Annotated in this window: 22 protein-coding genes; 20 read left to right on the forward strand and 2 right to left on the reverse strand. The window is 45.6% G+C overall.

Translation table 11 applies throughout. The features are described 5' to 3' along the window. Positions 1-13 precede the first annotated feature (13 nt). The 5 genes from CA598_RS04855 (at position 14) to CA598_RS04875 (ending at position 3,347) form a co-directional block, all read left to right on the forward strand. Complete coding sequence (locus CA598_RS04855) at positions 14-451, forward strand: YlbF/YmcA family competence regulator (protein WP_094868528.1); 438 nt, start codon at positions 14-16, stop codon at positions 449-451. A gap of 40 nt (positions 452-491) precedes the next feature. Beyond that, positions 492-755, forward strand: a complete 264-nt coding sequence (locus CA598_RS04860) for a YlbG family protein (protein ID WP_042126853.1) — start codon at positions 492-494, stop codon at positions 753-755. 164 nt (positions 756-919) lie between these two features. After that, the gene (locus CA598_RS04865; protein WP_094868656.1) at positions 920-1,357 is read left to right on the forward strand and encodes a hypothetical protein; all 438 of its coding nucleotides are present in this window, start codon (positions 920-922) and stop codon (positions 1,355-1,357) included. Between the two features lie 128 nt (positions 1,358-1,485). Then, complete coding sequence (locus tag CA598_RS04870) at positions 1,486-2,385, forward strand: selenium metabolism-associated LysR family transcriptional regulator (RefSeq protein WP_094875638.1); 900 nt, start codon at positions 1,486-1,488, stop codon at positions 2,383-2,385. A gap of 53 nt (positions 2,386-2,438) precedes the next feature. Further along, positions 2,439-3,347 (forward strand): PHP domain-containing protein, encoded by a 909-nt coding sequence (locus CA598_RS04875; RefSeq protein ID WP_373455808.1) that lies wholly within the window; start codon positions 2,439-2,441, stop codon positions 3,345-3,347. 89 nt (positions 3,348-3,436) lie between these two features. Here CA598_RS04875 and CA598_RS04880 read toward each other — a convergent pair whose 3' ends face one another. Further along, the gene (locus tag CA598_RS04880) at positions 3,437-5,326 is read right to left on the reverse strand and encodes an Rqc2 family fibronectin-binding protein (protein WP_094875640.1); all 1,890 of its coding nucleotides are present in this window, start codon (positions 5,324-5,326) and stop codon (positions 3,437-3,439) included. 293 nt (positions 5,327-5,619) lie between these two features. On the opposite strand from CA598_RS04880, the gene CA598_RS04885 reads away from it, so the two are divergent. From CA598_RS04885 to CA598_RS04905, 5 genes are all read left to right on the forward strand, one after another. Continuing rightward, a complete protein-coding gene (locus tag CA598_RS04885; protein ID WP_094875641.1) occupies positions 5,620-8,439 on the forward strand; it encodes a calcium-translocating P-type ATPase, SERCA-type in 2,820 nt (939 codons plus the stop codon). Between the two features lie 137 nt (positions 8,440-8,576). Next, positions 8,577-9,413, forward strand: a complete 837-nt coding sequence (dapF, locus tag CA598_RS04890; RefSeq protein ID WP_094868532.1) for a diaminopimelate epimerase — start codon at positions 8,577-8,579, stop codon at positions 9,411-9,413. A 178-nt stretch (positions 9,414-9,591) separates the two neighbouring features. Further along, a complete protein-coding gene (locus CA598_RS04895; protein ID WP_256990358.1) occupies positions 9,592-11,241 on the forward strand; it encodes a spore germination protein in 1,650 nt (549 codons plus the stop codon). Continuing rightward, positions 11,231-12,439: a Ger(x)C family spore germination protein gene (locus tag CA598_RS04900; RefSeq protein WP_179283586.1), complete on the forward strand. Its 1,209-nt coding sequence runs from the start codon at positions 11,231-11,233 to the stop codon at positions 12,437-12,439. Before CA598_RS04895 ends, CA598_RS04900 begins: the two co-directional genes overlap by 11 nt. Positions 12,440-12,465: 26 nt before the next feature. After that, positions 12,466-13,572 carry a GerAB/ArcD/ProY family transporter gene (locus CA598_RS04905; RefSeq protein ID WP_094868535.1) on the forward strand — a complete coding sequence of 369 codons (1,107 nt, stop codon included), beginning with the start codon at positions 12,466-12,468 and terminating at the stop codon, positions 13,570-13,572. Here CA598_RS04905 and CA598_RS04910 read toward each other — a convergent pair. After that, entirely contained in the window at positions 13,545-13,802 is a 258-nt protein-coding gene (locus tag CA598_RS04910) for a hypothetical protein (protein ID WP_094875646.1), read from the reverse strand. The two genes, CA598_RS04905 and CA598_RS04910, sit on opposite strands and share 28 nt — an antisense overlap. Before the next feature lie 177 nt (positions 13,803-13,979). On the opposite strand from CA598_RS04910, the gene CA598_RS04915 reads away from it, so the two are divergent. The 10 genes from CA598_RS04915 (at position 13,980) to rsmB (ending at position 24,843) form a co-directional block, all read left to right on the forward strand. After that, a complete protein-coding gene (locus CA598_RS04915) occupies positions 13,980-15,851 on the forward strand; it encodes a bifunctional homocysteine S-methyltransferase/methylenetetrahydrofolate reductase (RefSeq protein ID WP_094875648.1) in 1,872 nt (623 codons plus the stop codon). A gap of 38 nt (positions 15,852-15,889) precedes the next feature. After that, the gene (locus tag CA598_RS04920) at positions 15,890-16,783 is read left to right on the forward strand and encodes a YicC/YloC family endoribonuclease (protein WP_094868538.1); all 894 of its coding nucleotides are present in this window, start codon (positions 15,890-15,892) and stop codon (positions 16,781-16,783) included. A gap of 48 nt (positions 16,784-16,831) precedes the next feature. Continuing rightward, entirely contained in the window at positions 16,832-17,092 is a 261-nt protein-coding gene (remA, locus tag CA598_RS04925) for an extracellular matrix/biofilm regulator RemA (protein WP_006209218.1), read from the forward strand. A gap of 19 nt (positions 17,093-17,111) precedes the next feature. Further along, complete coding sequence (gene gmk / locus CA598_RS04930) at positions 17,112-17,681, forward strand: guanylate kinase (RefSeq protein ID WP_094868539.1); 570 nt, start codon at positions 17,112-17,114, stop codon at positions 17,679-17,681. 52 nt (positions 17,682-17,733) lie between these two features. After that, positions 17,734-17,934, forward strand: a complete 201-nt coding sequence (rpoZ, locus tag CA598_RS04935; RefSeq protein ID WP_094875649.1) for a DNA-directed RNA polymerase subunit omega — start codon at positions 17,734-17,736, stop codon at positions 17,932-17,934. A gap of 235 nt (positions 17,935-18,169) precedes the next feature. Continuing rightward, the gene (gene coaBC / locus CA598_RS04940) at positions 18,170-19,405 is read left to right on the forward strand and encodes a bifunctional phosphopantothenoylcysteine decarboxylase/phosphopantothenate--cysteine ligase CoaBC (RefSeq protein WP_094875650.1); all 1,236 of its coding nucleotides are present in this window, start codon (positions 18,170-18,172) and stop codon (positions 19,403-19,405) included. After that, a complete protein-coding gene (gene priA, locus CA598_RS04945) occupies positions 19,405-21,936 on the forward strand; it encodes a primosomal protein N' (RefSeq protein WP_094875652.1) in 2,532 nt (843 codons plus the stop codon). The genes coaBC and priA overlap by 1 nt, the downstream gene beginning before the upstream one ends. 84 nt (positions 21,937-22,020) lie before the next feature. Further along, positions 22,021-22,506 (forward strand): peptide deformylase, encoded by a 486-nt coding sequence (gene def / locus CA598_RS04950; protein WP_094868543.1) that lies wholly within the window; start codon positions 22,021-22,023, stop codon positions 22,504-22,506. Positions 22,507-22,510: 4 nt separating this feature from the next. Then, positions 22,511-23,446: a methionyl-tRNA formyltransferase gene (fmt, locus tag CA598_RS04955; protein WP_094868544.1), complete on the forward strand. Its 936-nt coding sequence runs from the start codon at positions 22,511-22,513 to the stop codon at positions 23,444-23,446. Continuing rightward, complete coding sequence (gene rsmB, locus CA598_RS04960; RefSeq protein WP_094875653.1) at positions 23,443-24,843, forward strand: 16S rRNA (cytosine(967)-C(5))-methyltransferase RsmB; 1,401 nt, start codon at positions 23,443-23,445, stop codon at positions 24,841-24,843. Before fmt ends, rsmB begins: the two co-directional genes overlap by 4 nt. Positions 24,844-24,853 lie beyond the last annotated feature (10 nt).

Genomic DNA, 24,853 nt, shown 5'->3' on the forward strand with positions numbered 1-24,853 from the left:
AAGAGCTGAGTTCATGAGCGTAGCGGAATTAAATACGGTCGATATGACTGAAGTGCTGACATACGCCTATGAATTAGGCGATATGATTAATCAATCCGCTGAAGTGTCGGATTACTTATACTGGAAAGGACGGGTTGATTCGAACCCGGAAATTCAGGCCATGGTCAAACAACTTCAAGCCAAGAAGGAGCTGTTTGAAGAAACACAGCGATTCGGACATTTTCATCCGAATTATCATTCAGCGAAGGATGAGGTTTCGGCAGTAGAAGCGGAATTGGAGAAGTTTGAAGAGGTTGCTCGTTTTAAGCTGGCAGAGATGACTCTTGATGACATTCTGCATTCTATGTCGGAAGCGATTGCTTTTTCAGTATCGGATAGCATTAAAGTACCAAGCAATGATCCTTCCCCTAAAGGTGGATGCGGTAGCGGGGGAAAATGCTCCTGCGGATAAGCTTCCCTTAGGATTTAGAGAGAGAAAGGCGGTTTAGCTTATGTTTGCGGAACGGACAGGATACATCATTTGGGTAAGTGACGTTAAAGCGGCACGTAACCTTGAAAAATACGGAACATTACATTATGTTTCTCGGAAAATGCATTATGCAGTGATGTATGTAAATGCAGAACGTGCCGAGGAAGTTATGAAGAATGTCCGCAGACTCTCCTACGTTCGTAAGATCGAAAGATCCTATCGTAACGAAATTAAGACAGAGTATACTAGTAATGGGCCGGACAAGTCCCGTAATTACGGTATGTAATTCTTGGAGATGAACAGGTGCTTAAGTAGCACCTGTTTTTTTATGCTCTGATCTGGAGCGAACACGGTTTCTACCGTGGTATGGAACTTGTACAACTTTCAGCAATGAGGTAAGATGACAACATTAAGTACATACAAAGACCCTTATGGTGGAGTGTGATGATGATGCGCAACAAAGGGACGGATTGGCCCAGCTCTTACGAGCCCTTCCACATCATGCTGAACGACTACAGGGTCGCTGACATCGTTATAACAAATCATGCGAAGAGTCGTTATTTGGACCGGATCAGTAAAGGTGTAAGCAATGACGAAGAGGTCGCCGCATGGATGTGGCAATGCCTGATGCAGAATCGGCTCAAGCCCTTTTCAGACAGTGATTTTAACGCGTATTTAATTGACGATGACTCTGTAGTAATCGCTGAGTTCACGGAATTGATAGGTGAAAAAGATATTTCAGGTCAGCCATTATATTCTATGATCATCGTTTCGTTTCTTGGGAGAATCTCTGCGACACCTCAGTTGAGAGATTTAAAAACTTACTTTTCGCTGCTGCGCAATTCCCGCCGCACTAAGCTAACGAAGAAGAAGCGTAAACGCAAATAGTGTATAAAGAACAGACAGGAGGCATGCGGCGTTGGCTGCATGTCCTTTTTGAAAATAAGCTTTTATAAGCTTCATATCGTACTGAATCCTTAAGATTCTTTTATAGATAGCGCAAGGAGTTGCAGAGCATGAACTTTCATCAATTACATATTTTTTATACTGTCTTAGAGCGAGGGAGCTTCTCGGCAGCGGCACAGACATTACATATGACTCAACCGGCAGTGACCATGCAAGTACAGGCGCTGGAGGATTATTTTGGAACCAAACTCTTCAATCGTTCTACCAAAAAAATCGTGCTCTCCGAAGCTGGTCATACGTTAATGCCATACGCGCTGCGCAGTATTCAATTGATGCGTGAGACAGATCAAGCGATGTCGGCGTTTACGCATATGTTGGAAGGGCGCTTGCAGCTTGGGGCAAGCCTTACCATTGGGGAGTATATGCTCCCACGGCTCTTAGGTCCTTTTGGAAAGCAATATCCGAACATTTCAATCATGATGAAAGTTATGAATACCTCGCAGATTATGGAGGAAATCCTAAAACATCAGTTGAATTTTGGTTTAATTGAAGCGTCGGTAACACATCCTGATATGGTGATTGAGCCGGTGATGGGGGATGAATTGAAGTTGATTGTGCCCCATGATCATCCGCTTGCAGAGCAGCAAGAGGTCACTTTGGAGGATGTGCTTCAGCATCCCTTCGTCCTGCGTGAGCAGGGCTCGGGAACGCGGCGTGTGATGGAAGAACAGCTGTTCTCGAAGGGGCTTGATCCGGGATCAATGAAAATAGTGATGGAGCTTGGTAGTACGGGGGCTGTGAAGTCGGCAGTGGAGGCGGGTCTTGGGGTTACTATTATCTCGACTTCTTCTGTTAAACATGAGGTTGCGCTTGGACTACTGAAAATCGTGAATATCTCGGATGCCTCATTTAAAAGACAATTCTACGCCATTCATCTAAAATCGACACTGCTGCCAATTTCTGCGGTGACGTTCTTGACTTTTCTGCGCGAGCATTCGAATGATAACTAAAGTTATATGACCAGAGGCAGGAAACTTAGAAACTAGCGGTAGAGGTGATAGGAATGGAGAATGAAACTAGAGTGGATGAACTGAAGGGCGACAGAATGGAGAATATTGACGCCTCACGATGTGATCTTCACACGCATACTCAAGCCTCTGATGGCATGCAGCCACCGGAGGAAAATGTACGTCTCGCTAAAGAGAAGGGACTAATCGCAGTTGCCATTACGGATCATGATACTGTGGCTGGTGTGAAGGAAGCTCTCGAAGCAGGAGAGAAGTACGGAATCACTGTTGTACCGGGTGTAGAGATCAGCACTCGTGCTGGAGGAAAAGATATTCACGTCCTTGGATACTACATAGATCCAGCAAATGAGTTGTTTCTTTCCCGTTTGGAAGGGCTAAGAGAAACCCGGGCACTAAGGAATGAGGCGATCATCTCTAAATTACGTGGACTTGGGATTGAAATTACGCTTGAGGCAGTTGTCGCTGGGATTGGACGGGAACTGAAGCCTGATGAGAGTATTGGTCGACCACATATTGCTGATGAGCTTGTTCGTCTTGGAGCAGCTACGGATATGAGAGATGCGTTCAATAAGTATTTAGCCGAAGGTGCAGCAGCTTACGTGTCGCCTCCACGAATTACGCCCGAGGAAGCCTGTGATTGGATTATAGAGGCGGGTGGGTCTCCAGTATTGGCACATCCAGGCTTATACGGTGAGGATCAGCTGGTACGAGAAATTGTGGAGCGGGGGACTTTTAAAGGGATTGAGGTCTATCATTCGGATCACGAACCCGCTGATTCAGAGCGTTACCTAACAATGGCTGAACAGTATGACCTGATTATAACTGGTGGTTCGGATTTTCACGGTGCCCGCCAAGGGGTTGTTTTTCACGGAGATATCGGTAGTGTTACGGTATCTGTTGAAGTGTTGGAGCAGTTGAAGAAGGTTGCTGGCATGTTACGTTAAAACTAAGTTCATTCAGTTGCACATAATACACTGAAAAAAGAAAACCGGTTGTCATCCATACCAGGACGACAACCGGTTCTTTTTTTTGTTTAGCTTCTCAAAGTATTGGGAAGTCGCTTAATTCGATCCTCATCCGGTGTGACAAACAACGTCTTCTGATGATCATAGATCACAAATCCGGGTTTGGAGCCACTTGGTTTACGGACATGGCGGATCAGCGTGCAGTCTACAGGTACACTGCTTGACTGCTTCGCCTGGCTGAAATAAGCCGCAATCTGGGCTGCTTCTTCCAGGGTGGCATCCCCAAACTCTTCACTTCGGATGACCACATGAGAGCCAGGGATATCCTTGGTATGCAGCCAAGTGTCATTGGGTGAAGCCAGTCGGTTGGTGACGTATTCGTTCTGTAAATTGTTTTTTCCGACATAAATGTCGATGCCTTCAGACGAGGTGAAGACTTGCAATGTGGGTCTGGTTGCTTTTTTCTTCTTCTTTCCTTTTTTGCTTCTGTCGCGTAAATATCCTTGACTTACAAGCTCGTCGCGGATCTCCTCAATATCATTCAATGAGGCATGAGCAAGCTGCTGAAGTAAACTTTCCATGTAGGTGATTTCCTCATGGGTCTTAATCAACTGCTCATTAATGACTAGAAGGCTGTTCTTATATTTGTTGTACTTTTTAAAATAACGTTGTGCGTTATCCGATGGGCTTAATAAAGGATCGAGTGGAATGACCAGTTCAGCCTGATTTTCGTCATAATAATTGACCAATGAGGCTTCTTTATCTCCTTTGGACACGACATGTAATGACGCGAACAGCAGCTCACCCCAAATGCGATAGCGATCTGCGTCCTGCGCTTCGCCTAGATCCTTCTGCAGATTGGCAAGCTTCTTAACATTTTTACTTCTTTCGTTGCTCAGGAATCGGATTAAATCACTGACCCGTTGTTTCACCGTATCACGTTCGGCTTTATCCCCGTAATAGTCCTCCATGCACTCACTGATCGAGTTGTATGTCTTCGCATTTTCACCCAATAGAGTTAAAGGAATCGCGGAGAATATCATTTTTCCTTTCGCATTCGCACCTGAAACTGGAGAGAATTCGCAACGATGTACGGGTCCCATAACAGATTGGAAGCTGTCCCATAATTTTGTTGGAAATTCTGCTGTAGATCCCTGTGTACCGCCTGCCGCCAGGTCATTTCTGAGGCGCAGAGCAATCTCTCCGGCAACAAGTGGGCTCATTCCGCTGAAGGCGTGCACCATCCAGCCTACAGGGTCAGCCGATGGGGAGGGACCGCCTGAGCCGTCTGGTTTTTGCTCAACTTCTTCTTTTGTAATCAGATTAGCCAGTTCGCCTTCTATGATTTCTTCCGGTTCGCTCTCCTTCGCATCATCTTCCAGTAAAGCGGCTTCTTCAGCAGCCGAGATTAAATTGAGAAATTGCTCTTTGTCAATTTCCAGAGGGTTCAGCTTATGCTGCTGGGGAGGCTCTGTGTAAGCGACGCCGGGCATTACAATCCGGTAGCTGCTGATCGATGGAGTAACATGATGAATGCCGTCTATGATCGTACTAGTGCTAAGATCTGTAAGGATGATATTACTGTGACGTCCCATGAGCTCTATGATGATCTTTTTGGCGGAGACGTCTCCGAGCTCATCTCTAGTCTTAACGTTTATGTGAATAATTCGTTCCATGCCTACCTGAGTGATACTCTCGATAGCCCCACCTTCACAATGCTTACGCATGAGCATGCAGAACATAGGGGCTTCTGATGGGTTTATGCTGCTTCTTTCTGTAAGATGCAGACGCGGATATGTCGGATTAGCAGAGAGCAATAGCTTGCCACCGCCGCCTGCACCCCGCAGGTTGAAGATAAGATCGTGATTATTCGGTTGATATATTTTGCCTATGCGCGCACCGATGAATGATTGCAGTTCGTGCACGATAGCTCGGGTAACAATGCCGTCTAATGCCATGATAAAGTTCTCCTGTCGACGTGAAATGAATTTCTGGAAATATAAGAAAGTATAAGTTTCATACATTACTTTATCCCTTATATTTCTCGCTTAAACCCTTACCGTCCTTATAAGAACGACGAGGTCGTTAAAGCTTACCTCTCTATGATGCCATACTTTGGGACATTCGTGCAAAAGGGGAATTGGTTAAGCGGTGATATTATTGGACGACCTTGAATACACTTGGTCATGAACAGGTGGAAAAGCTGTGCGCCGCCGGAAGTCAAGAAACGACCGGGAGGGAAAGAAAAGTCATGGAACAAAACAGTTGGCACCGGCTCGGTGCAGAAGAGCTGCAGAAAATGTTCAATGTCCATCCGAGGACGGGCCTCAGTGGAGAGGATGCCGCGGAGCGACGGAAGCAAAATGGGTTTAACGAGCTGTCCGAAGGAAAGACGGTATCCCCGTTTACCCTGCTGTTGAACCAGTTTAAGGATTTCATGGTGCTTGTGCTCATGGGTGCGACGCTCGTGTCCGGCTTGCTTGGCGAATATTTGGATGCCATCACGATCATCGCAATTATCCTTCTCAACGGAGCCCTTGGGTTTGTCCAGGAGTTTCGCGCCGAACGTTCGCTAAGAGCTTTAAAACAGCTCTCCGCACCTTCTGCCAAAGTGCTGCGCGGGGGGAATAGCGAGGTAATTCCAGCCAAGATGTTAGTCCCTGGTGATATTGTCTTGCTGGAGAGCGGTGATCGAATTCCTGCGGACATACGATGGCTGGATTGCAGTTCTTTATATGTGGAGGAATCCGCGCTTACTGGGGAATCATTGCCTGTCTCGAAGCATTCGGATATGATCCACGCAGAAGAGATTCCGCTTGGCGATCAAAAGAATCTCGGGTTCATGGGCACAATGGTAACCAGGGGGACTGGTAAAGCTATCGTGGTTCGAACGGGCATGAACACAGAGATGGGTAAGATTGCAGATCTGATCCAAAATACGGAATCTCAGGAGACCCCGCTTCAGCATCGGCTCGAACAGTTAGGGAAAATTTTGATCTATGTATCACTAGGTTTAACGATTGTGGTTGTAGCCGCCGGTATTTTACATGGACAGCCTGCCACAGCTATGTTCTTGGCTGGGGTAAGCTTGGCAGTCGCTGCGATTCCCGAAGGGCTTCCAGCCATTGTAACTATTGCACTTGCACTGGGCGTTCAAAGGATGATAAAACGTAAGGCCATCGTTCGTAAATTGCCTTCGGTCGAAACCTTGGGCTGTGCATCCGTAATCTGTTCGGACAAGACGGGAACATTGACTCAGAACAAAATGACGGTGACCCGATTGTGGACGGGTGGACGTGGGCTTGATGTAACAGGTGAAGGTTATGCTCCGAACGGACAGGTTCTGGAGAAAGGGAAGCCTGTAGATCTCAAAAATGATCAAAGTTTACGACGGATGCTACAGGTTGGTGCTTTGTGCAGTAATGCGGAGATTATCGAGACCTTTCCTGCTGAAGTAAGGGGTAAGCGTAAAGGAAAGGATAAGGATATTGTCGTTGATAAGTCATCTGACAGCTCGTCCATCTGGGAACTCAAGGGAGATCCAACCGAAGGAGCGCTTGTGGCACTTTCAGGGAAGATGGGTTTAACCGCACAGACGTTAGCCGTCACTTACTCCCGGGAGAAGGAATTTCCTTTTGATTCCGAGCGGAAGTTAATGTCAGTGATTATTGGTCATCCCGGAGGACGAATGGTATGTACGAAAGGCGCGCCTGATGTACTGCTTAATCGCTGTTCTTATATGCTCTGGGAGGGCGGTGTGGTGCCTTTAACGCCAACTTTACGGCAGAAGGTGCTTGAAGCGAATGAGCAAATGGCCTCGGGCGCGCTTCGTGTACTAGGTATGGCTTATCGTGATATGCGCCCAAGTGAACATGTAAATAGTGAAAAAGATGCAGAAAGCCAACTCGTCTTTATCGGATTGGCTGGAATGATTGATCCACCGCGGCGTGAAGTTCGTGATGCCATTAGCATCACACGCCGAGCAGGGATTAAGACTGTAATGATTACCGGGGACCACGGAACAACTGCAGAGGCCATTGCGCATCAATTAGGAATTTTACAACGTGGGGGCACGGTACTGACAGGGGCTCAACTGACTCGGATGGATGATGATGAGCTGGATAAAGTATCGGATAATGTGTTTGTATTCGCCCGCGTATCTCCTGAGCATAAGCTTCGTATCGTGAAGTCTTTGCAGCGCCGGGGTCATGTTGTGGCTATGACCGGAGACGGTGTCAATGATGCGCCAGCGATTAAAGCAGCAGATATAGGTATTTCTATGGGGATCACCGGTACAGATGTGACCAAGGAAGCATCTTCACTTGTTCTAGGGGATGATAACTTTTCAACCATTGTTGCCGCTATTGAAGAAGGTAGAAACATCTATGAGAACATTCGTAAGTTCATTCGTTACCTGCTCGCATCGAATGTAGGAGAGATCTTGACCATGTTCTTTGCGATGATGCTCGGTCTGCCTCTGCCGTTAGTGCCTATTCAAATTTTATGGGTCAATCTGGTGACAGACGGACTTCCAGCGATGGCGCTTGGTGTTGACCAGCCCGAGAAGGATTTGATGGAGCATAAACCGCGTGGTGCGAAGGAAAATATTTTTGCCCGCCGTTTAGGCTGGAAGATCATAAGCCGTGGTTTTTTAATCGGTTTATGTACGTTAGGTGCATTTTGGCTAACCTTACGGGTGGCACCAGAGAATCCAGCGCAGCTGATTCGAGCACAGTCCGTAGCTTTTGCGACACTCGTTATGGCTCAGTTGATTCACGTCTTTGATTGCCGCAGTTCCCGTTCGGTGTTCCATCGAAATCCGTTCCAGAATAAGTACCTGGTTCTTGCAGTATTGTCATCCGTAATTCTGATGCTGGCTGTGATGTACGTACCCTTTCTCCAGCCTGTCTTCAAAACGGTGCCGCTTAATTTCCGCGAATGGTGTCTAGTATTTGTGACAGCGGGGATCCCGACCTTCTTGATGGGTGCCGGAAGTGTTTGGGGTGGTAAACGTAACAAAGGACGTAGCGGCAGTAATTCGATGATAAAAAGTACAAAAATTTCAGCATAAAGTCAATACTAATGCTCCATTCCTAAAGGTATACTTGTTGCAGTTAACAGCTCGTATACGTGCGCTGGGCTATATTACACAGATCATTTAGCCTAAGCGAATGCTAACATAACATAACCTTTAGGAGTGGACGTTTAATGGAATTCACAAAAATGCACGGCCTTGGTAATGACTTCATCGTAGTTTTTGGTGAGCAAGAGCTTCCGAGCAATGCAGCGGAACTTGCTATAACACTATGCAATCGGTTCTTCGGAATTGGTGCGGACGGACTTGTCTACATCCTGCCGTCTGAACGTGGCGATTTTATGATGCGCATTATGAACTCTGATGGTTCGGAAGCGGAGCAGTGCGGAAACGCCATTCGATGTGTCTCCAAATATGTCTACGAGCATGGCTTGGTGAACTCCGAGCAGATTGTTATAGAAACGATTGGTGCCGGAGAACAAAAGGTTACCTTGAATGTGAAAGACGGTGTAGTTGAAACAGTAACGGTGGATATGGGTGAACCTGTATTGTCCGGACTTCAAATTCCGGTAGCGATTGATGCAGAACCAGTGCTCTCAGAGCCGATTGAATCAGACGGAACCGTATTTAAGTTTACTGCAGTGTCTATGGGTAATCCTCATTGCGTTATATATGTCGAGGATGCCGTAGCCTTTGATCTTGCGACATGGGGGCCGAAACTAGAAGTGCATCCATTGTTTCCAAGAAAGGTTAACGTTGAGTTCGCGACGGTTCTGAATCGAGGCCGAGTAGATATGCGGGTATGGGAACGTGGAGCTGGACCAACCTTAGCCTGTGGGACTGGAGCCTGCGCAACTCTAGTGTCTTCTGTGCTGAACGGTCTGACAGACCGAGCGGCTTGGATTAGTCTAAAGGGTGGTGATCTCTACATTGAATGGAATGAAGAGGATAACCATGTGTATATGACGGGACCGGCTGAAGTTGTATTCACAGGCAGTGTGGCTCTTTAAAGATTTCTATTTTCGAATCATATCATTGGAATAAACGGCAGTCTAAGAGATCGTTCTTGGATTGCCGTTTTTTGTTTTGTATAAATGAAAACACTGGAGCTGGAACTGGAATTGGAATAATGGAAGACATAACCGAGAATAATACTTCCAAGCTTGAGAACAAAAGGGAGGGATCTTGTTGAACATCAAAGGATTAAATAGAAGATATAAATCCGGTAAAAGCAAACAAGATTCTCCGCCATCGCTGGGTAGATTATCGATCATTCTCACACAAACGTTAGAACAAATAATAAACGAGCTAGGAGATAGTCCCGATCTAAAAATACGCCATTTAAAAGTGGGGGAAGATTCTTCTGTATCGGTAGCGGCTCTTTACCTCAGTGGTCTAGTGCAGACAGACGCTGTTGATGAATTCATCGTGGGTTCATTAGTCGGGGTAACGAGCGAAATGATAAATGAAAAAGTCCCTGCGTCTGGAAGTTTAATAGAGTTTATTTTGAATCGCACTTTGGAAATTGGTGATGCGGTGATACAAGAGGACTGGAAAGAGGTTCTGCTTGCAATTCTTTCGGGAGAAACAGTGATTTTAATTGACGGGTATGCCAGTGCCATTGTGTGTGGTACCCAAGGTGGCGAAACACGTTCAGTCACTGAACCGTCCTCTCAGCTTGTTGTCCGTGGCCCGAAAGACAGTTTTGTAGAATCCCTAGCCACGAATATTTCCTTAATCCGGCGGAGATTAAAGACCCCTAATTTAAGACTGGAGTATATGAAAATTGGTGAGGTATCTCATACATATGTGGGTATGCTGTTCATTAAAGGCATCGTTGATGAAAAGCTGGTCAATGAGGTTAGAGAACGGCTGAATGAAATCCAAATCGATGCGATCTTGGAATCTGGGTATATTGAAGAATTGATACAGGATAAAACCTTTACTCCATTTCCGACCATTAATAACAGTGAGCGCCCAGATGTCGCTGCTTCTAATCTGTTAGAGGGTAGAGTAGTGCTGGTTATAGACGGAACCCCTTTTATTTTGATTTTGCCGGCGGTATTCACACAATTCTTTCAGTCTTCATCGGATTATGCTGAAAGGTTTGATATTTCTATATTAATGCTGTTCATCCGGTATATCAGCTTTATTATTCTAATTCTTGGACCTTCCATTTATATAGCACTGACCACGTTCCACTATGAGATGATCCCGACAACCTTACTGATTAATTTATTGTCGCAGCGGGAGAATGTCCCCTTTCCTGCCTTCGTGGAGGCAATAGTGATGGAAGGTGCGTTCGAAATCATTAGAGAGGCTGGGGTGCGGATGCCTCGCGCAGTGGGGCAAACCGTTTCTGTTGTAGGTGCTCTGATTCTAGGTCAGGCTGTCGTAGAGGCCGGAATTATCACACCGGTTATGGTTATTGTGGTAGCGCTGACCGGTATCGCAAGTTTTGCTATACCTTCGTATAACATGGCGATTGCGGGCAGGCTTATTCGTTTTGCTTTTTTAATATTTGCCGGGATGTTTGGATTTTATGGAATTACACTGGGTCTTATTATACTCGTTGCGCATATGAACAGCTTGCGTTCATTTGGTATTCCTTATTTGTCACCTATAGTGCCTTTATCTGTGAAGCGGCAAAAAGATACCTTTTTAAGATTACCTATGTGGACACACAGTGTGGATCAATCATCAACTCAAGGTAAGCGCAGAAATTCGCCGGAAGGTGAGAAGTTAAACGCAAGTCATCCAGAGAATCTTGCTCCAGTCATCGAAGATAAGGCTGATGATACAGGGAGGCAAAAGAAAGGAGCTCTTGATGAAGGATAAACAATCAGTGTATATAAGAATCGGGTTAACCTTAGTGATGTTCCTTATGCTTACTGGCTGCTGGGACAGCGTTGAACTAAACAGAAGAGCGATTGTTTCGGGTGTGGCGATTGATAGGGGGGCAACGGAAGCAGATAAATATGTCTTATCGTTCCAAATTATTGTTGCAGACGAAATTTCAGGTGAGAACGCTAGGGGGACTTCTCCTGTTGCTATATATAAAGGGACTGGTCGCACTATGTTTGAAGCCTTAGCTGATGCTTCGCGGCAAACCGCGCGATTTTTGTCATTAGGGCATATTCGAGTAATAGTGATTTCAGAGAAATTTGCCCGGGAGGGGATTAAGGATATTATGGATGTGCTGGAAAGAGAAAGTGAGACTCGTCTGACGAGCCTTCTCTTTATTTCCAAGGGGCAACCGGCAAGTGACAGTATGACAACTATGACCGTGTTCGGAAGGATCCCAGCTAACGATCTGGTGGAAAAGCTGGAAACTACCTCTAAACAGTTTGGATACAATTATCGAATGGAGGTGGATGATGTAGTCCGTGGGATTCAGATGCCAAGCGGGGGACCGATGATTAATGGCGTTGAAGTCATAGGAGATGTCGAGCAGAGAGACTCGAACGATAATTTAAAAGCGATAAAACCGAAAGCTACTTTGAGGGTGACAGGAATCGCAGTTTTTAAAGAGGACAAGCTGGTGGGTTGGCTTCAAGGAGAAGAAGCGATCGGCACCTCGCTTTTAAAAAATAAAATTACACAAATGCCTGCATTCGTATCTATCGGAGAGAATAAGTATTTGTCTTTTAATATTTATCTTTCTCAGGCTCGTATCGTTGTTGATGCTAAGGATACTGAAAATCCAGTCTTTACGATAAAAATTACACAGCAAGCAGGGTTAAAAGAATCGCCCAATCCTTTGGAGTTGACGAAGCCTGATGTGGTAAATAATCTTACGGAGCTTCTGGAAAAAAACATTCGTGATCAAGTATGGAAAGCAATAGCCAAGTCCCGAGCATTAAAGAGTGACTATATAGGTTTCGGGGAAATAGTAGAACGTGAAAATCCGCAAGGATGGAAAAAAGTCAAAGATCATTGGGAGAAGATATTTGCTACATGCGAGATTAAAGTGGAAGAGGATGTTGTGATCAGACATACCGACATGCGTAGCGATTCTTTTCAGATCAATAAGTAATAATGAAGCTAAAAGGAGGGGCGTATATGCATAGTGGCAGTATAAAAATTGGTTTGCTCCAATTCTTCACCTTAACATTATTGTTCGAAATGGGGACAGCGTTAGTGGTGAATCTGGGAATGGAAGCGGGGAAAGATGCATGGATTTCAATATTGATTGGAAATGTAATAGGTCTTGTAGTTTTTGCTGGATATGCCTATTTATATAGAAAGTTCCCGAAGCTGCCGCTAACTGCGTATACCCGAAAACTAGTTGGAAAATATTTAGGTTCGGTGATCTCGGTGCTTTACATTATTCTGTTTATCAATTTGGCGGGTCGTGATTTAAGGGACGGAAGCTCTATGCTGGTAATGGCTACTATGCATCATACGCCGTTATTTATCGTCTCTTCCCTGATGATATTATCCAGTGCATATGTGCTTCATAAAGGTGTAGAAGTCCTCTCCAGAACCTCTTTGGTTTTTGCAGCTCTGGTGATTTTGATCGGTATCTTTTGCTCGATGATGCTGATGTTTTCAGGGTCTATTCATTTACAACAGCTGCAGCCCGTTTTTGAGAATGGTGTTAAGCCTGTATTAACTTCTGTAGTCAAACAGAGTTATATGTTTCCATTTGGTGAAATGATCTGTTTTACTATGCTTATGCCTTATTTGAACCATACGAAAAAAGGACCTTGGGTGATTGCCGCGGCAATTTTCGTTTCTGGGTTACTTCTCAGCCTTACTATGGTTTTGAATATATCGGTACTGGGGTCAGATATTATTAAACGTTCACCACTGCCGCTGATGCCGACGATCAGCAAAATCTCCATATCAGATTTCATCCAACGCGTTGACATTCTAGTTGTCATGGTATTAATTATAGGTGTGTTTTTCAAAATGTCTGTTTTTTTCGCGGCAGCGCTTATAGGCATATCGGAGTTATTTAAGATTCCTTATCGGAGAATGATCTATCCGACAGCTTTAATTATTTTGTTTAGTTCTATGCTGAATGCTCGCAGTTTTATTGAACATCTTAATGAGGGGGGGAGATTATTATACACGGTTTATCCTTTGTTCATGGTGTTGATACCGGTTATACTTGTGATTATTGCCGCTATAAAAAGTCACTTTTCAGCTTCACGACCGGGTTGACTTCCTCGAATCCAAGAAATGATGTCAGGAACAAGCAGACAGAGTAATAAGAAGACGGCTGTTGTCTTTTCAGATGCAGTATACAGTAAGTAATTTAGAATATATCCAATGTTCCCAAAGCCATAACCGAACATCCAGTCCGCCAAATAAAGATAAAGCAAAGAGAGCGTGGTCAGAAATACTAAGATCAGATATTTTTGCAGTAACACTTTCCTGTTTTTTTTCTTCATCTGATTCATCCCTTCTTTTTTACGTAAATAACAGATTTATTATTAGTATGTAGTATTTAATCCGTGACCATGCAATGCGCATAAATGTTGTTCTTTTCTTTTATAGTGAAAGCTTATCATCCCTACCGATTTATGATACATTAGTATGAAACTATTGTGTCAGGGGAGGATCTTGCAGTGAAGCCGGATTTACGTTCCGCATGGGGAAACAACGTATTGGTCGGAGACGGAGCGATGGGTACCTATTTATATCAGAAAGGCTTCCCTGTCGGCATTTCCTACGAAGAATTAAATTTGACTTCTCCAGGGGTTATTGAAGATGTCCATCGCAGCTATATCGATGCAGGGGCAGTGCTTCTAGAAAGTAACACGTTCTCTGCGAATTTTGACAGGCTGTCCAAATATGGTTTGGAGTCCAAGGTTAAAGAAATTAATCGCGCCGGCGTAAGCATCGCTCGTAAAGCTGCTGGAGATACTGGATATGTAGTAGGTGCTGTAGGCTCTATTCGCGCCGGTAAGCGTGCAAATCTCTCATCCACAGAGTTGAAGAAGTATTTTACACAGCAGATTACAGCATTGTTAGAAGAAGAAGTAGACGGCATTATGCTAGAAACCTTCTACGATGTCGAGGAATTGCATCTCGCACTAAGAACAGTACGTAAACATAGCACTCTCCCAGTCATCTGCCAATTTGCTGTGGATGAATCGGCACGGACATTAGATGGACTGACGTTGCCAGACGCTTTTCGCATTTTAGAAGCTGACGGAGCGGATGTCATCGGATTTAACTGTAATACGGGTCCAAATGGAATTAAGAGAGCGCTAAAAGCTGTGCAGGGTAATCTGGTTTTACCTACCTCGGTCTATCCGAATGCGGGTGTTGCGGACTATGTAGACGGAGAATACCGGTATGGGGCTTCACCTGAATATTTTGGACAGATGGCAGTGACTTTTGCAGACATGGGTTGCAGAATTATCGGAGGCTGCTGTGGTACTACTCCGGAGCATATTGCTGAAATTTCCTCTGCATTGAAAGGTTATGTACCTCAGCCACTTCCAGAACCGACACTTCCGACTGTGGAGCGTGTATCTTTGCAGGAGCATTTTGGCGAAGATGAGGGAAGAAATGGTCGTGAGCCGAATCTGGTTGATCTAGTAAAGGAACGTCATACGGTTATCGTTGAGCTTGATCCACCTCGTGATTTGGATATTGCTAAGTTCATGAAGGGTGCAGAAGCGTTGAGAAGAGCAGGCGCGGATGCGCTTACGCTCGCCGATAACTCTCTAGCTGTTACACGGATGAGCAATATGGCCTTGGGCCATTTGGTGTACGCAAAAACGGGACTTCGTCCGCTGGTACATATTGCTTGTCGGGACCGAAATTTGATCGGTACGCAATCGCATTTGATGGGTTTTGATGCGCTTGGGATTGATCATGTACTGGCGGTGACTGGAGACCCAGCAAAATTCGGGGATCTTCCTGGCTCAAGCTCGGTTTACGATTTAACCTCTTTTGAGATTATTCGGATGATTAAGCAGTTGAATGATGGCATCTCCTTCTCTGGTAAACCTTTGAAGCAGAAAGCAAACTTTGTAATTGGTGCTGCCTTTAACCCGAATGTCAAACATTTAGATAAGGCAGTACAGCGGCTAGAGAAGAAAATTGCCTCTGGTGCAGATTATATTATGACTCAGCCTGTCTATGATCAGGAACTGATCGTGAAGATCGCTGAAGCCACAGCACATCTGGAAATCCCCGTGTTTATTGGTGTGATGCCACTGGCTAGTGGACGTAATGCAGAGTTCCTTCATAATGAGGTTCCAGGCATCCAGCTTACGGATGAAGTTCGGAACCGCATGAAGGGACTTGAAGGGGAAGCAGGAAGAGCTGAAGGGGTTGCCATCGCTAAGGAGCTGCTAGATGTTGCTACAGCCCATTTCAATGGGATCTATTTGATGACACCGTTCATGTTCTATGATATGAGCGCACAGCTGATGGAGTATGTATGGGAGAAATCAGGACGTAAATTGTCCCCCTTGTTTCGCTAGTAATAATCAATTACAATAGTGTAATGGATGTGATTCCGTTGTCATTTAGCATGACCGGATACGGTCAATCGTCCCTGCAATTCGGCGGCTACAAGATTATGTTCGAAGTGAAATCGGTGAATCACCGGTACTGCGAAGTTGTACTGCGGATGCCCCGGGATTGGACGGGTTATGAGGATGTGCTGAGAAGAAAGGTTCAGCAGCACGTCAAACGGGGAAGGATAGATGTTACCATCAATAGAGAGCACGATGAGTCGTCTTCCGGACCGGTTCTGAATCGCTCTGCTGTCATGTCTTATCTTAAGGCGGCAGATCAGCTTAAGAACGAGTATGGTTTGTCCGGTGAGTTGACTCTACGTGATATACTTTCTATACCCGGTATTATGGAAAGCAAAGATGAGGCTGCGGGTGCCGTGTCCGCGGCCTTAGAAGACTACTCTGAAATGTTGGAGACGGGACTTGAGCAGAGTTTGCAGTCTCTGCTGGAGATGCGCGCCCGTGAAGGCAGTTTTCTAGCCGCAGATCTTGAACAGCGCCTCAATCATCTCGAGACCATGCATGCTGAAATGGTTGAACTTGCACCTGTTGTAATCATTGAATATCGTGACAAGCTTCGTCATCGATTAAATGAGTTAAATGATGGGACGTTCGCTTTTGATGAGCATAAATTCGGGATGGAAATCGCTATTTTTGCTGATCGCTGTAATATTGATGAAGAATTGACCCGGTTGTATAGTCATTTCGAACAATGCAGAACCCTCCTGAAGGGGAAAGGACCGGTAGGTCGCAAGCTGGATTTTCTCATTCAGGAGATGAACCGGGAGACGAATACAATCGGATCGAAATGTAATCATCTAACTCTCGTGGGTCTTGTGCTAGACATGAAAGCGGAGCTGGAGAAGATTCGTGAACAAGCGGCAAACATAGAGTAACCGGGAACAGGTAATAGCATAGAACTTTATGGGGGGAACTACCGGAACATGGCAATCAAACTTATTAACATTGGCTTTGGGAATATTGTGTCCGCCAACCGCATTATTTCCATCGTCAGTCCGGAATCTGCACCAATCAAACGTATTATCCAGGAGGCTCGAGATCGGCATATGCTGATCGACGCCACCTATGGCCGACGGACTCGTGCCGTAATCATTACAGATAGTGATCATGTCATTCTGTCGGCTGTACAGCCGGAGACTGTGGCACATCGCTTATCCAGTAAAGATGACGACAACGACGAATAACAACTAAATGGAGTGTATTATGTCAAAAGGATTGCTCATCATATTATCCGGACCTTCCGGCGTGGGTAAAGGTACTGTATGTACTGCACTACGACCGAAGATGCCCGGGCTTGTCTACTCAGTTTCTGCTACTACCCGCAGTCCGCGTGCGGGTGAAGAAGACGGTGTGAATTATTTTTTCAAAAGTAAAGAGCAGTTTGCGGCAATGATAGAAGCTGACCAACTGCTTGAATATGCGGAGTACGTAGGTAATTTTTACGGTACTCCACGTGATTTTGTAGAGAGAACTCTCAATAGCGGCAAAGATATTATTCTCGAAATTGAGGTTCAGGGAGCTCTCAAAGTCAAAGAAAAATTCCCTGAAGGTATTTTTGTGTTCCTTCTTCCACCTTCTATGGATGAGTTGAAGGATCGCATACGCGGACGGGGTACGGAACATCCAGATGTAATCGATCACCGCATGACTGTAGCGGAGGATGAGATTAATCTAATGCAGCATTACGACTATGCTGTTGTGAATGATGAGATTGATCTGGCCTGTAAGAGAATAGAAAGCATTATTATCGCCGAACATTGTAAAGTTAGGTAATGTATGCTGAAGGCCAAATTGTATTACCAGTAAACTATGAAGAGGTGTCCCTGTGCTATATCCATCCATTGATGAAATGATGACCAAGGTTGACAGTAAGTATTCACTCGTTGTAGCGGCAGCACGTCGTGCTAGACAATTGCGTGAAGGTGGCAAGACAGATATGAAGAACCCTAAATCGCATAAATTTGTCGGTGTTGCTCTTGAAGAAATTTACGAAGATCGCATTACTCTTACCCGCGGTGAAGAGTAGTCTCAAGCCTATTTAAATAAGACCCTTTGTAGAAACGGATACCGCCTATTTGTAATTAGGCGATGCCGTTTCTTCTTGGGTTATGGAGCATTTATGGGTCTTTAATGAATGATGATAGCCCAAGACCGGGCTGTTTCTGACAACCGGAAGGTTGTTATTTTTTTCTCAAAATATAAAATATAAGTAGTAAAGAAATAGATCATTCGTTGTAAGAGTAGGGAACAGGGGGGAGATCATGTTGAAGAGCTTGAAGGGGAAGACTATTTTACTTGGGATTACAGGAGGAATTGCTGCTTACAAAGCAGCGGCCCTGACCAGTAAGCTTGTCCAAAAAGGAGCTGAAGTTCATGTCATTATGACAGCTTCGGCAAAGCAGTTCATTACAGAATTAACTCTACAGTCACTGTCGAAGCAACGAGTATACAGCGATACATTCCAGGAACGGGATCCATCCTCTATCTCACATATTGATTTGGCTGATTCAGCCGATCTTGTAATAGTAGCACCTGCAACTGCGAATATTATTGCTAAAATGGCGCATGGCATTGCGGATGATATGTTATCCACTACGTTACTCGCTACTACTGCACCTATAATGGTGGCACCGGCTATGAATGTCCATATGTATCAGCATCCCGCTGTACTAAGCAATTTGGATACCCTTGCTAAACGAGGAATTCAGTTTATTGAGCCAGGGGAAGGTTTGCTGGCATGTGGTTACGTGGGTAAAGGTCGTTTAGAAGAGCCGGAGACGATTGTAAGTCATGTTGAGGAGTTTTTTTCGCTGCAAGAAAGTGTGAAGTCTAAACCGCTTAAGGGTAAAAAGATCGTCATCACAGCAGGAGGTACAGTAGAACGGATTGATCCGGTACGCTATATCTCCAATGATTCCTCCGGTAAAATGGGTTTTGCTTTGGCGCGTGCTGCACGTGCTATGGGGGCTGAGGTTACTTTAATTGCTGCTCGAACAGATGAAGAACCTCCTCAAGACCCGGATCTTTCCGTTATTCGTGTTCAATCCGCACAAGAGATGTATGATGCGGTTACTGCGCTGTGGGACAACTGCGACATTATGATCAAGGCGGCGGCTGTATCAGATTATCGACCTAAGCATAGTGAAACTTCCAAAATTAAAAAAAATGGAGATACGCTAACTCTTGAGCTTATAAAAACAACGGATATCTTGGAAACGTTAGGTAAGAGTAAGGATAAGCAGTTCTTGATCGGCTTTGCTGCGGAGACAGGAAATACAGAATTTTATGCAAAGGACAAGCTGGTCCGTAAAAACTGCGATCTCATTGTTGCGAACAATGTAGCGGCTGCAGGAGCCGGATTCGGATCGGATACGAATATTGTATCGATATACGATGTAGATGGATTGGTGCTCGAATTGCCACAATTGTCCAAAGATGAGGTTGCTCGTCGTTTGCTGACACTCGTGGCAGAGCGAATTACTGGAGCTTCATTATAATGGATATTGCCAAGGTCATTGTGGATGTGCCTGTACGCAGCACTGACCGGCCATTTGATTATAGTATTCCTGAATCACTAAAGTTATGGATTGAAGTGGGCAGCCGGGTAGCGGTCCCGTTCGGACACCGCACAGTGCAAGGTTTTGTCGTTTCACTGGAGTCAGGAGAAACACTAGTGAATCCGGGTCTTAAGCCTATTCAAGAAGTGCTGGATTTGCTTCCGCCTTTATCTCCTGAATTAGTTGAGCTAGCAGACTGGATGAGTAAAAGATATGCATGCAGACGAATATCAGCCCTGCAGGCGATGCTGCCTACCGCTCTAAAGGGGAAGGCAGAACGACTGATCTCGCTGGGAGATGTGGAGGAAGAGACAGCCTTTCCGGATGATGAATTATTCCCTATGTTTGCCGATACAGGGAATGAGGAACGACTAATTACTGAATTTATTGGACGTAATGGCGAAGTATCCATGAAGCAGCTTACCCGTGCATTTCCAGAGGCTGCGGAGACGGTGAAGTTCATGCTAAGGCGTGGAGTGCTTGTAGAGAGCCAATCGATCAAAGATAAGATGGGCAAGAAGAAACTGAAAGCGGTAGATCTTGCAATAGGAATTACGGCTGCTCGTGAAGCGTTGAACAAATTCCCGAAAAAATCGGCGCGACAGAAGGAAGTACTAAGCTTTCTGATCGAAAGGGAAGCCACACTCCCCATGGCGCTTAAGGAAGTCTTATCAGCGCTTCAAGTCACGGCAAGTACCGTGAAGGGGTTAGAGGAAAAAGGCTTTATCGAAATCAGTGAAATTGAAGTCTATCGCGACCCTTATCAAGGACGTGATTTTAAGCCTACTACGCCTCTGCCACTTACAGCAGAGCAAGAGGTTGTATACAATCGTATTTCACGAACGCTAGAAGAACAGATGCATGAAGTATTTCTGTTACATGGCGTTACAGGGAGCGGTAAAACTGAGATCTATTTGCAATGCATCAAACGTTGTATGGATCAGGGGAGACAGGCCGTCGTTCTCGTCCCGGAAATCGCATTAACACCACAGATGGTGGAGCGTTTTAAAGGGCGGTTCGGGAGTGGTGTGGCGGTAATGCATAGCCGATTATCTGTCGGTGAGCGTTATGATGAGTGGCGGAAAATCCGTGAAGGAAAAGCTACGGTTGCCGTTGGCGCCCGGTCGGCGGTGTTTGCACCGTTCTCTAATCTAGGTTTGATTATTATGGATGAGGAGCATGAGACCTCCTATAAGCAGGAAGAAAATCCGAAATATCATGCTCGTGACGCTGCGATTCGCAGAGCCGAACAGTGTGGGGCAGCCGTGATTTTAGGCTCCGCCACGCCTTCGTTAGAAAGCTATCATGCTGCTAGAGCGCAGAGTGATATTCATTTTTCACCAGTACTTCTTGAGATGCCTACGCGCGCGCTTGGCAACGAGCTGCCCAAGGTAAATGTTGTGGATATGCGGGAAGAGCTCAAAGAAGGGAACCGCTCCATGTTCAGTCGGAAGCTTCATTCTGCATTGGCTGAAAGGCTGGAACGTGGAGAACAGACAGTGTTATTGCTTAACCGTAGAGGTTTCTCAACGTTTGTCATGTGCCGGAGTTGTGGTTATGTAGCAGGCTGCCCAGAGTGTGATATTTCGTTGACGTACCACAGCCGTAGTGACAATTTGCGTTGTCATTATTGTGGTCATGCAGAGCCAGCACCGAAACTTTGTCCAGAGTGTGGAAGTGAGCATATCCGCTTCTTCGGAACGGGGACGCAGCGAGTGGAAGAAGAGCTTGGTAAGTTGTTCCCGGGAATACGGGTGATTCGTATGGATGTGGATACTACGACTGAAAAGGGTTCGCATGAGAAGCTGCTGAATCAATTCAGAGACAAAAAAGCGGATGTTCTGCTGGGTACTCAGATGGTAGCGAAGGGGTTGGATTTTCCTGACGTAACTCTAGTAGGTGTAATTACAGCAGACTCCGCGTTGAACTTGCCCGATTTTCGAGCAGCGGAGAAGACATTCCAATTGCTTACACAAGTTGCGGGAAGAGCGGGTCGGCATCAGCTTCCGGGTGAGGTAGTTGTTCAGTCTTATACACCGGAGCATTATTCTATTATTCATGCTAGCGGGCATGACTATCTCTCTTTTGTAAGGGAAGAGTTGAAGCATCGCAGAGGGCTACATTATCCGCCTTATTGCAGACTAATACTCGTTACATTATCTCATGAGCAGTTACCGCTACTCCTCCGGATGGCAGAGAATTACGCTATGAATCTGCAGGGGAAGGCTAGAAATCTAAGATGGTATGGGAGTCTAGATAAGCTAACTACGGATGTACTAGATCTGTTAGGTCCTGTAGCTTCTCCAATCCCTCGCTTAAAGGGTAGATATAGATTCCAATGTATGATAAAATGGCGCGGCGCCATCGATGTGATAGGGCTTGTTCGGCAAGTGGCTGAGGAGTTGGAGGATTCTGTACGGGATACAGGGCTCCAGATCAGCATTGATGTTGATCCGCAAATGTTGATGTAAATCGTTATCATGTTACAATGTAAAAAAAGAGCTAGATCAATAAACTCTAAATATAGAGATGTACAGAACGGGAAGGTGTTTGTAATGGCGATTCGTATGATCGTTAAGGAACCGGATGAAGTGTTGCACAAAATAGCAAAAGAAGTAACTGTAGTTACACCTAATGTGAAGAAATTGTTAGATGATATGGCTGATACGATGTATGACGCTGAAGGTGTAGGGCTGGCGGCTCCGCAAGTTGGTATTTTGAAGCGCCTAATTGTGGTGGATGCAGATGAAGAGCACGGGCTGATCAAAATGATTAATCCGGAAATCATCGGTACAGAAGGCGAACAGCTTGGACCTGAAGGATGTCTTAGTATTCCTGGATTGAATGGTGATGTACGCCGTGCAGAGACAGTTACCGTACGTGGTCTTAACCGTGAGGGAAAAGAAATTACCATTACCGGCAGTGGTTTACTTGCTCGGGCTTTTCAACATGAGATTGACCATCTGAACGGAGTATTGTTTACGGATATCGCAGAAAAAGTATATGAGATGACAGCTGAACTGAGCGAGACTGAGGAGTGAGAATATGAAGATTGTATTCATGGGAACCCCAGCCTTTGCGGTGCCAAGCTTGCAAATGCTGATGGATGAAGGCTATGAAGTTGTAGCCGTCGTCACCCAACCAGATCGACCGCAAGGACGTAAAAAGATATTGGCTCCTTCACCAGTTAAGGAAGCCGCATTATCTCTCGGTTTACCTGTGCTCCAGCCTGAACGGATGCGCAAGCCTGAGGCTGTCGCAGAGCTAGCTGCATATGAGCCTGATCTAATTGTGACCGCTGCATATGGTCAGATTTTGCCAAAAGCTGTATTGGATTTGCCGCGTAATGGTTGTGTGAATGTTCATGGTTCACTGCTTCCTAAATACCGGGGTGGCGCACCGATTCAACGCAGCATCATTAACGGTGAGAAAGTTACCGGTGTTACCTTGATGTATATGGCTGAAGGACTTGACACTGGAGATATGATCTCGCGCGTCGAGGTGGCTATCGAGGATGAGGATACTTCCGGCACGATGTTCGAGAAGCTTAGTCTTGCTGGACGTGATCTCTTGAAGTCTGAAATGCCGCGATTAGTAAACGGCCTTGTTCACGCGACTCCGCAAGACGACAGTCAAGCGACCTTTGCTCCTAACCTGAATCGTGAGGATGAGCGTTTGGATTGGAACGCTGGCTCACGTGATAACTATAATCGAATTCGTGGATTAGTACCTTTTTCCGGTGCGTTTACGCTTTGGAATGGAGAGACCTTCAAAGTATGGGCTTCAAAAATTCCTGCTGAGCAGAAATCAACGGATACTGTGCCAGGAACGGTACTTTCGGTCTCTGAGCAGGGTGTCGAGGTTAAGACTGGAGACGGAAGTCTGCTGCTAACTACGGTTCAACCTGCTGGTAAAAAAGCGATGAGCGCTGCGGACTTTAGCCGTGGCGGTGTCATGAAACCAGGGACGGTGCTAGGTTGAGCGCGGGTGGTAATAAGGACGGCACGGGAAATAAAGGTAAAGCTGTTACAGCTTCTGCCCGCGATATCGCACTCGATATCCTGGTTAAGGTCGAACAGCAAGGGGCTTACAGTAACTTATTGCTGAACAGCAGTCTGCAGAAGTCTGCACTCAGCAGGGAAGATGCTGGATTAGTTACAGAGCTTGTCTATGGTACCATCTCTCGGATGAATACACTTGATTATGTGCTCGAGGAATTTGTTAGCAAAGGGACCGCTAAATTGCAGCCCTGGGTGCGTAACTTACTGCGTCTAAGTTTATATCAAATTATGTACCTGGATCGCATACCCTCTCATGCAGCTGTAAACGAGGCTGTTAATATAGCTAAGAAAAAGGGCCATCAAGGAATTTCGGGTATGGTTAATGGCGTGCTTCGTAGTGTGCTGCGCGCTGGAGATCTGCCGGTAATACCTGATGGATTGAGTCCTGCGAAGCGGATATCTATTCAGTATTCCCATCCTATATGGTTAGTGAAGCGCTGGATTACCGAGTATGGTGTTGACGCTGCGGAAGCTATTTGCGCTGCTAACAATGAGCCACCCGCTGTCAGTGTACGCGTAAATACTACGATGATCAGCCGTGAAGCGCTGTTGAGTCAGATGATTGAACAAGGTCTGCAAGCTTCTGCTTCTGATGTAAGTCCTTATGGTATTGTTGTAAAAGGCGGCGGGAATCTTGCTCTTTCATCCTGGTATCGGGATGGATATTTATCTATTCAGGATGAGAGCTCCATGCTTGTAGCTGAAGCTGTTGCACCTGAGCCTGGAATGAGAGTGCTTGATTGCTGCGCCGCGCCAGGGGGCAAAACGGCCCATATAGGCGAGCTGATGAAAGATGAAGGATCTGTTCTCGCTAACGATTTGCATCCGCATAAAGCTAAGCTTATCTCGGATCAAGCTGCACGGTTAGGTCTCGAAAGCGTAGTAACAGGCAGTGCAGATGCACTGGAGCTGGAGCATACACTTGAGCATTATTCCTTCGACAGAATTCTATTGGATGCGCCTTGCTCTGGGCTTGGCGTCATCCGCCGTAAGCCAGATCTCAAATGGCGTAAGCAGCCTGAGGATGTTGTCAGTGTAGCGTCACTGCAGGGTCAATTACTGCAATCAGTCTCTAAACTGTTGAAACCAGGTGGTGTTCTGGTTTATAGTACCTGTACGACTGAACAAGCGGAAAATAGTGAAGTAGTAGCTTCCTTTTTGAAACAAAATCCTGAGTTTACTTCTATAACATTTGCTTCCCCGTTGTGGGACAGATTGGAAGGTACTGCGCTGGCTGAAGGTGAGGGAATTCAGATATTACCGCACCATTATGGCAGTGACGGGTTCTATATCTCCAAGCTTCAAAGAGTCTTGTAATATAGCAGAT

Source organism: Paenibacillus sp. VTT E-133291 (genome assembly GCF_002264395.1).
GTDB classification, from domain to species: domain Bacteria; phylum Bacillota; class Bacilli; order Paenibacillales; family Paenibacillaceae; genus Paenibacillus_AQ; species Paenibacillus_AQ nitricinens.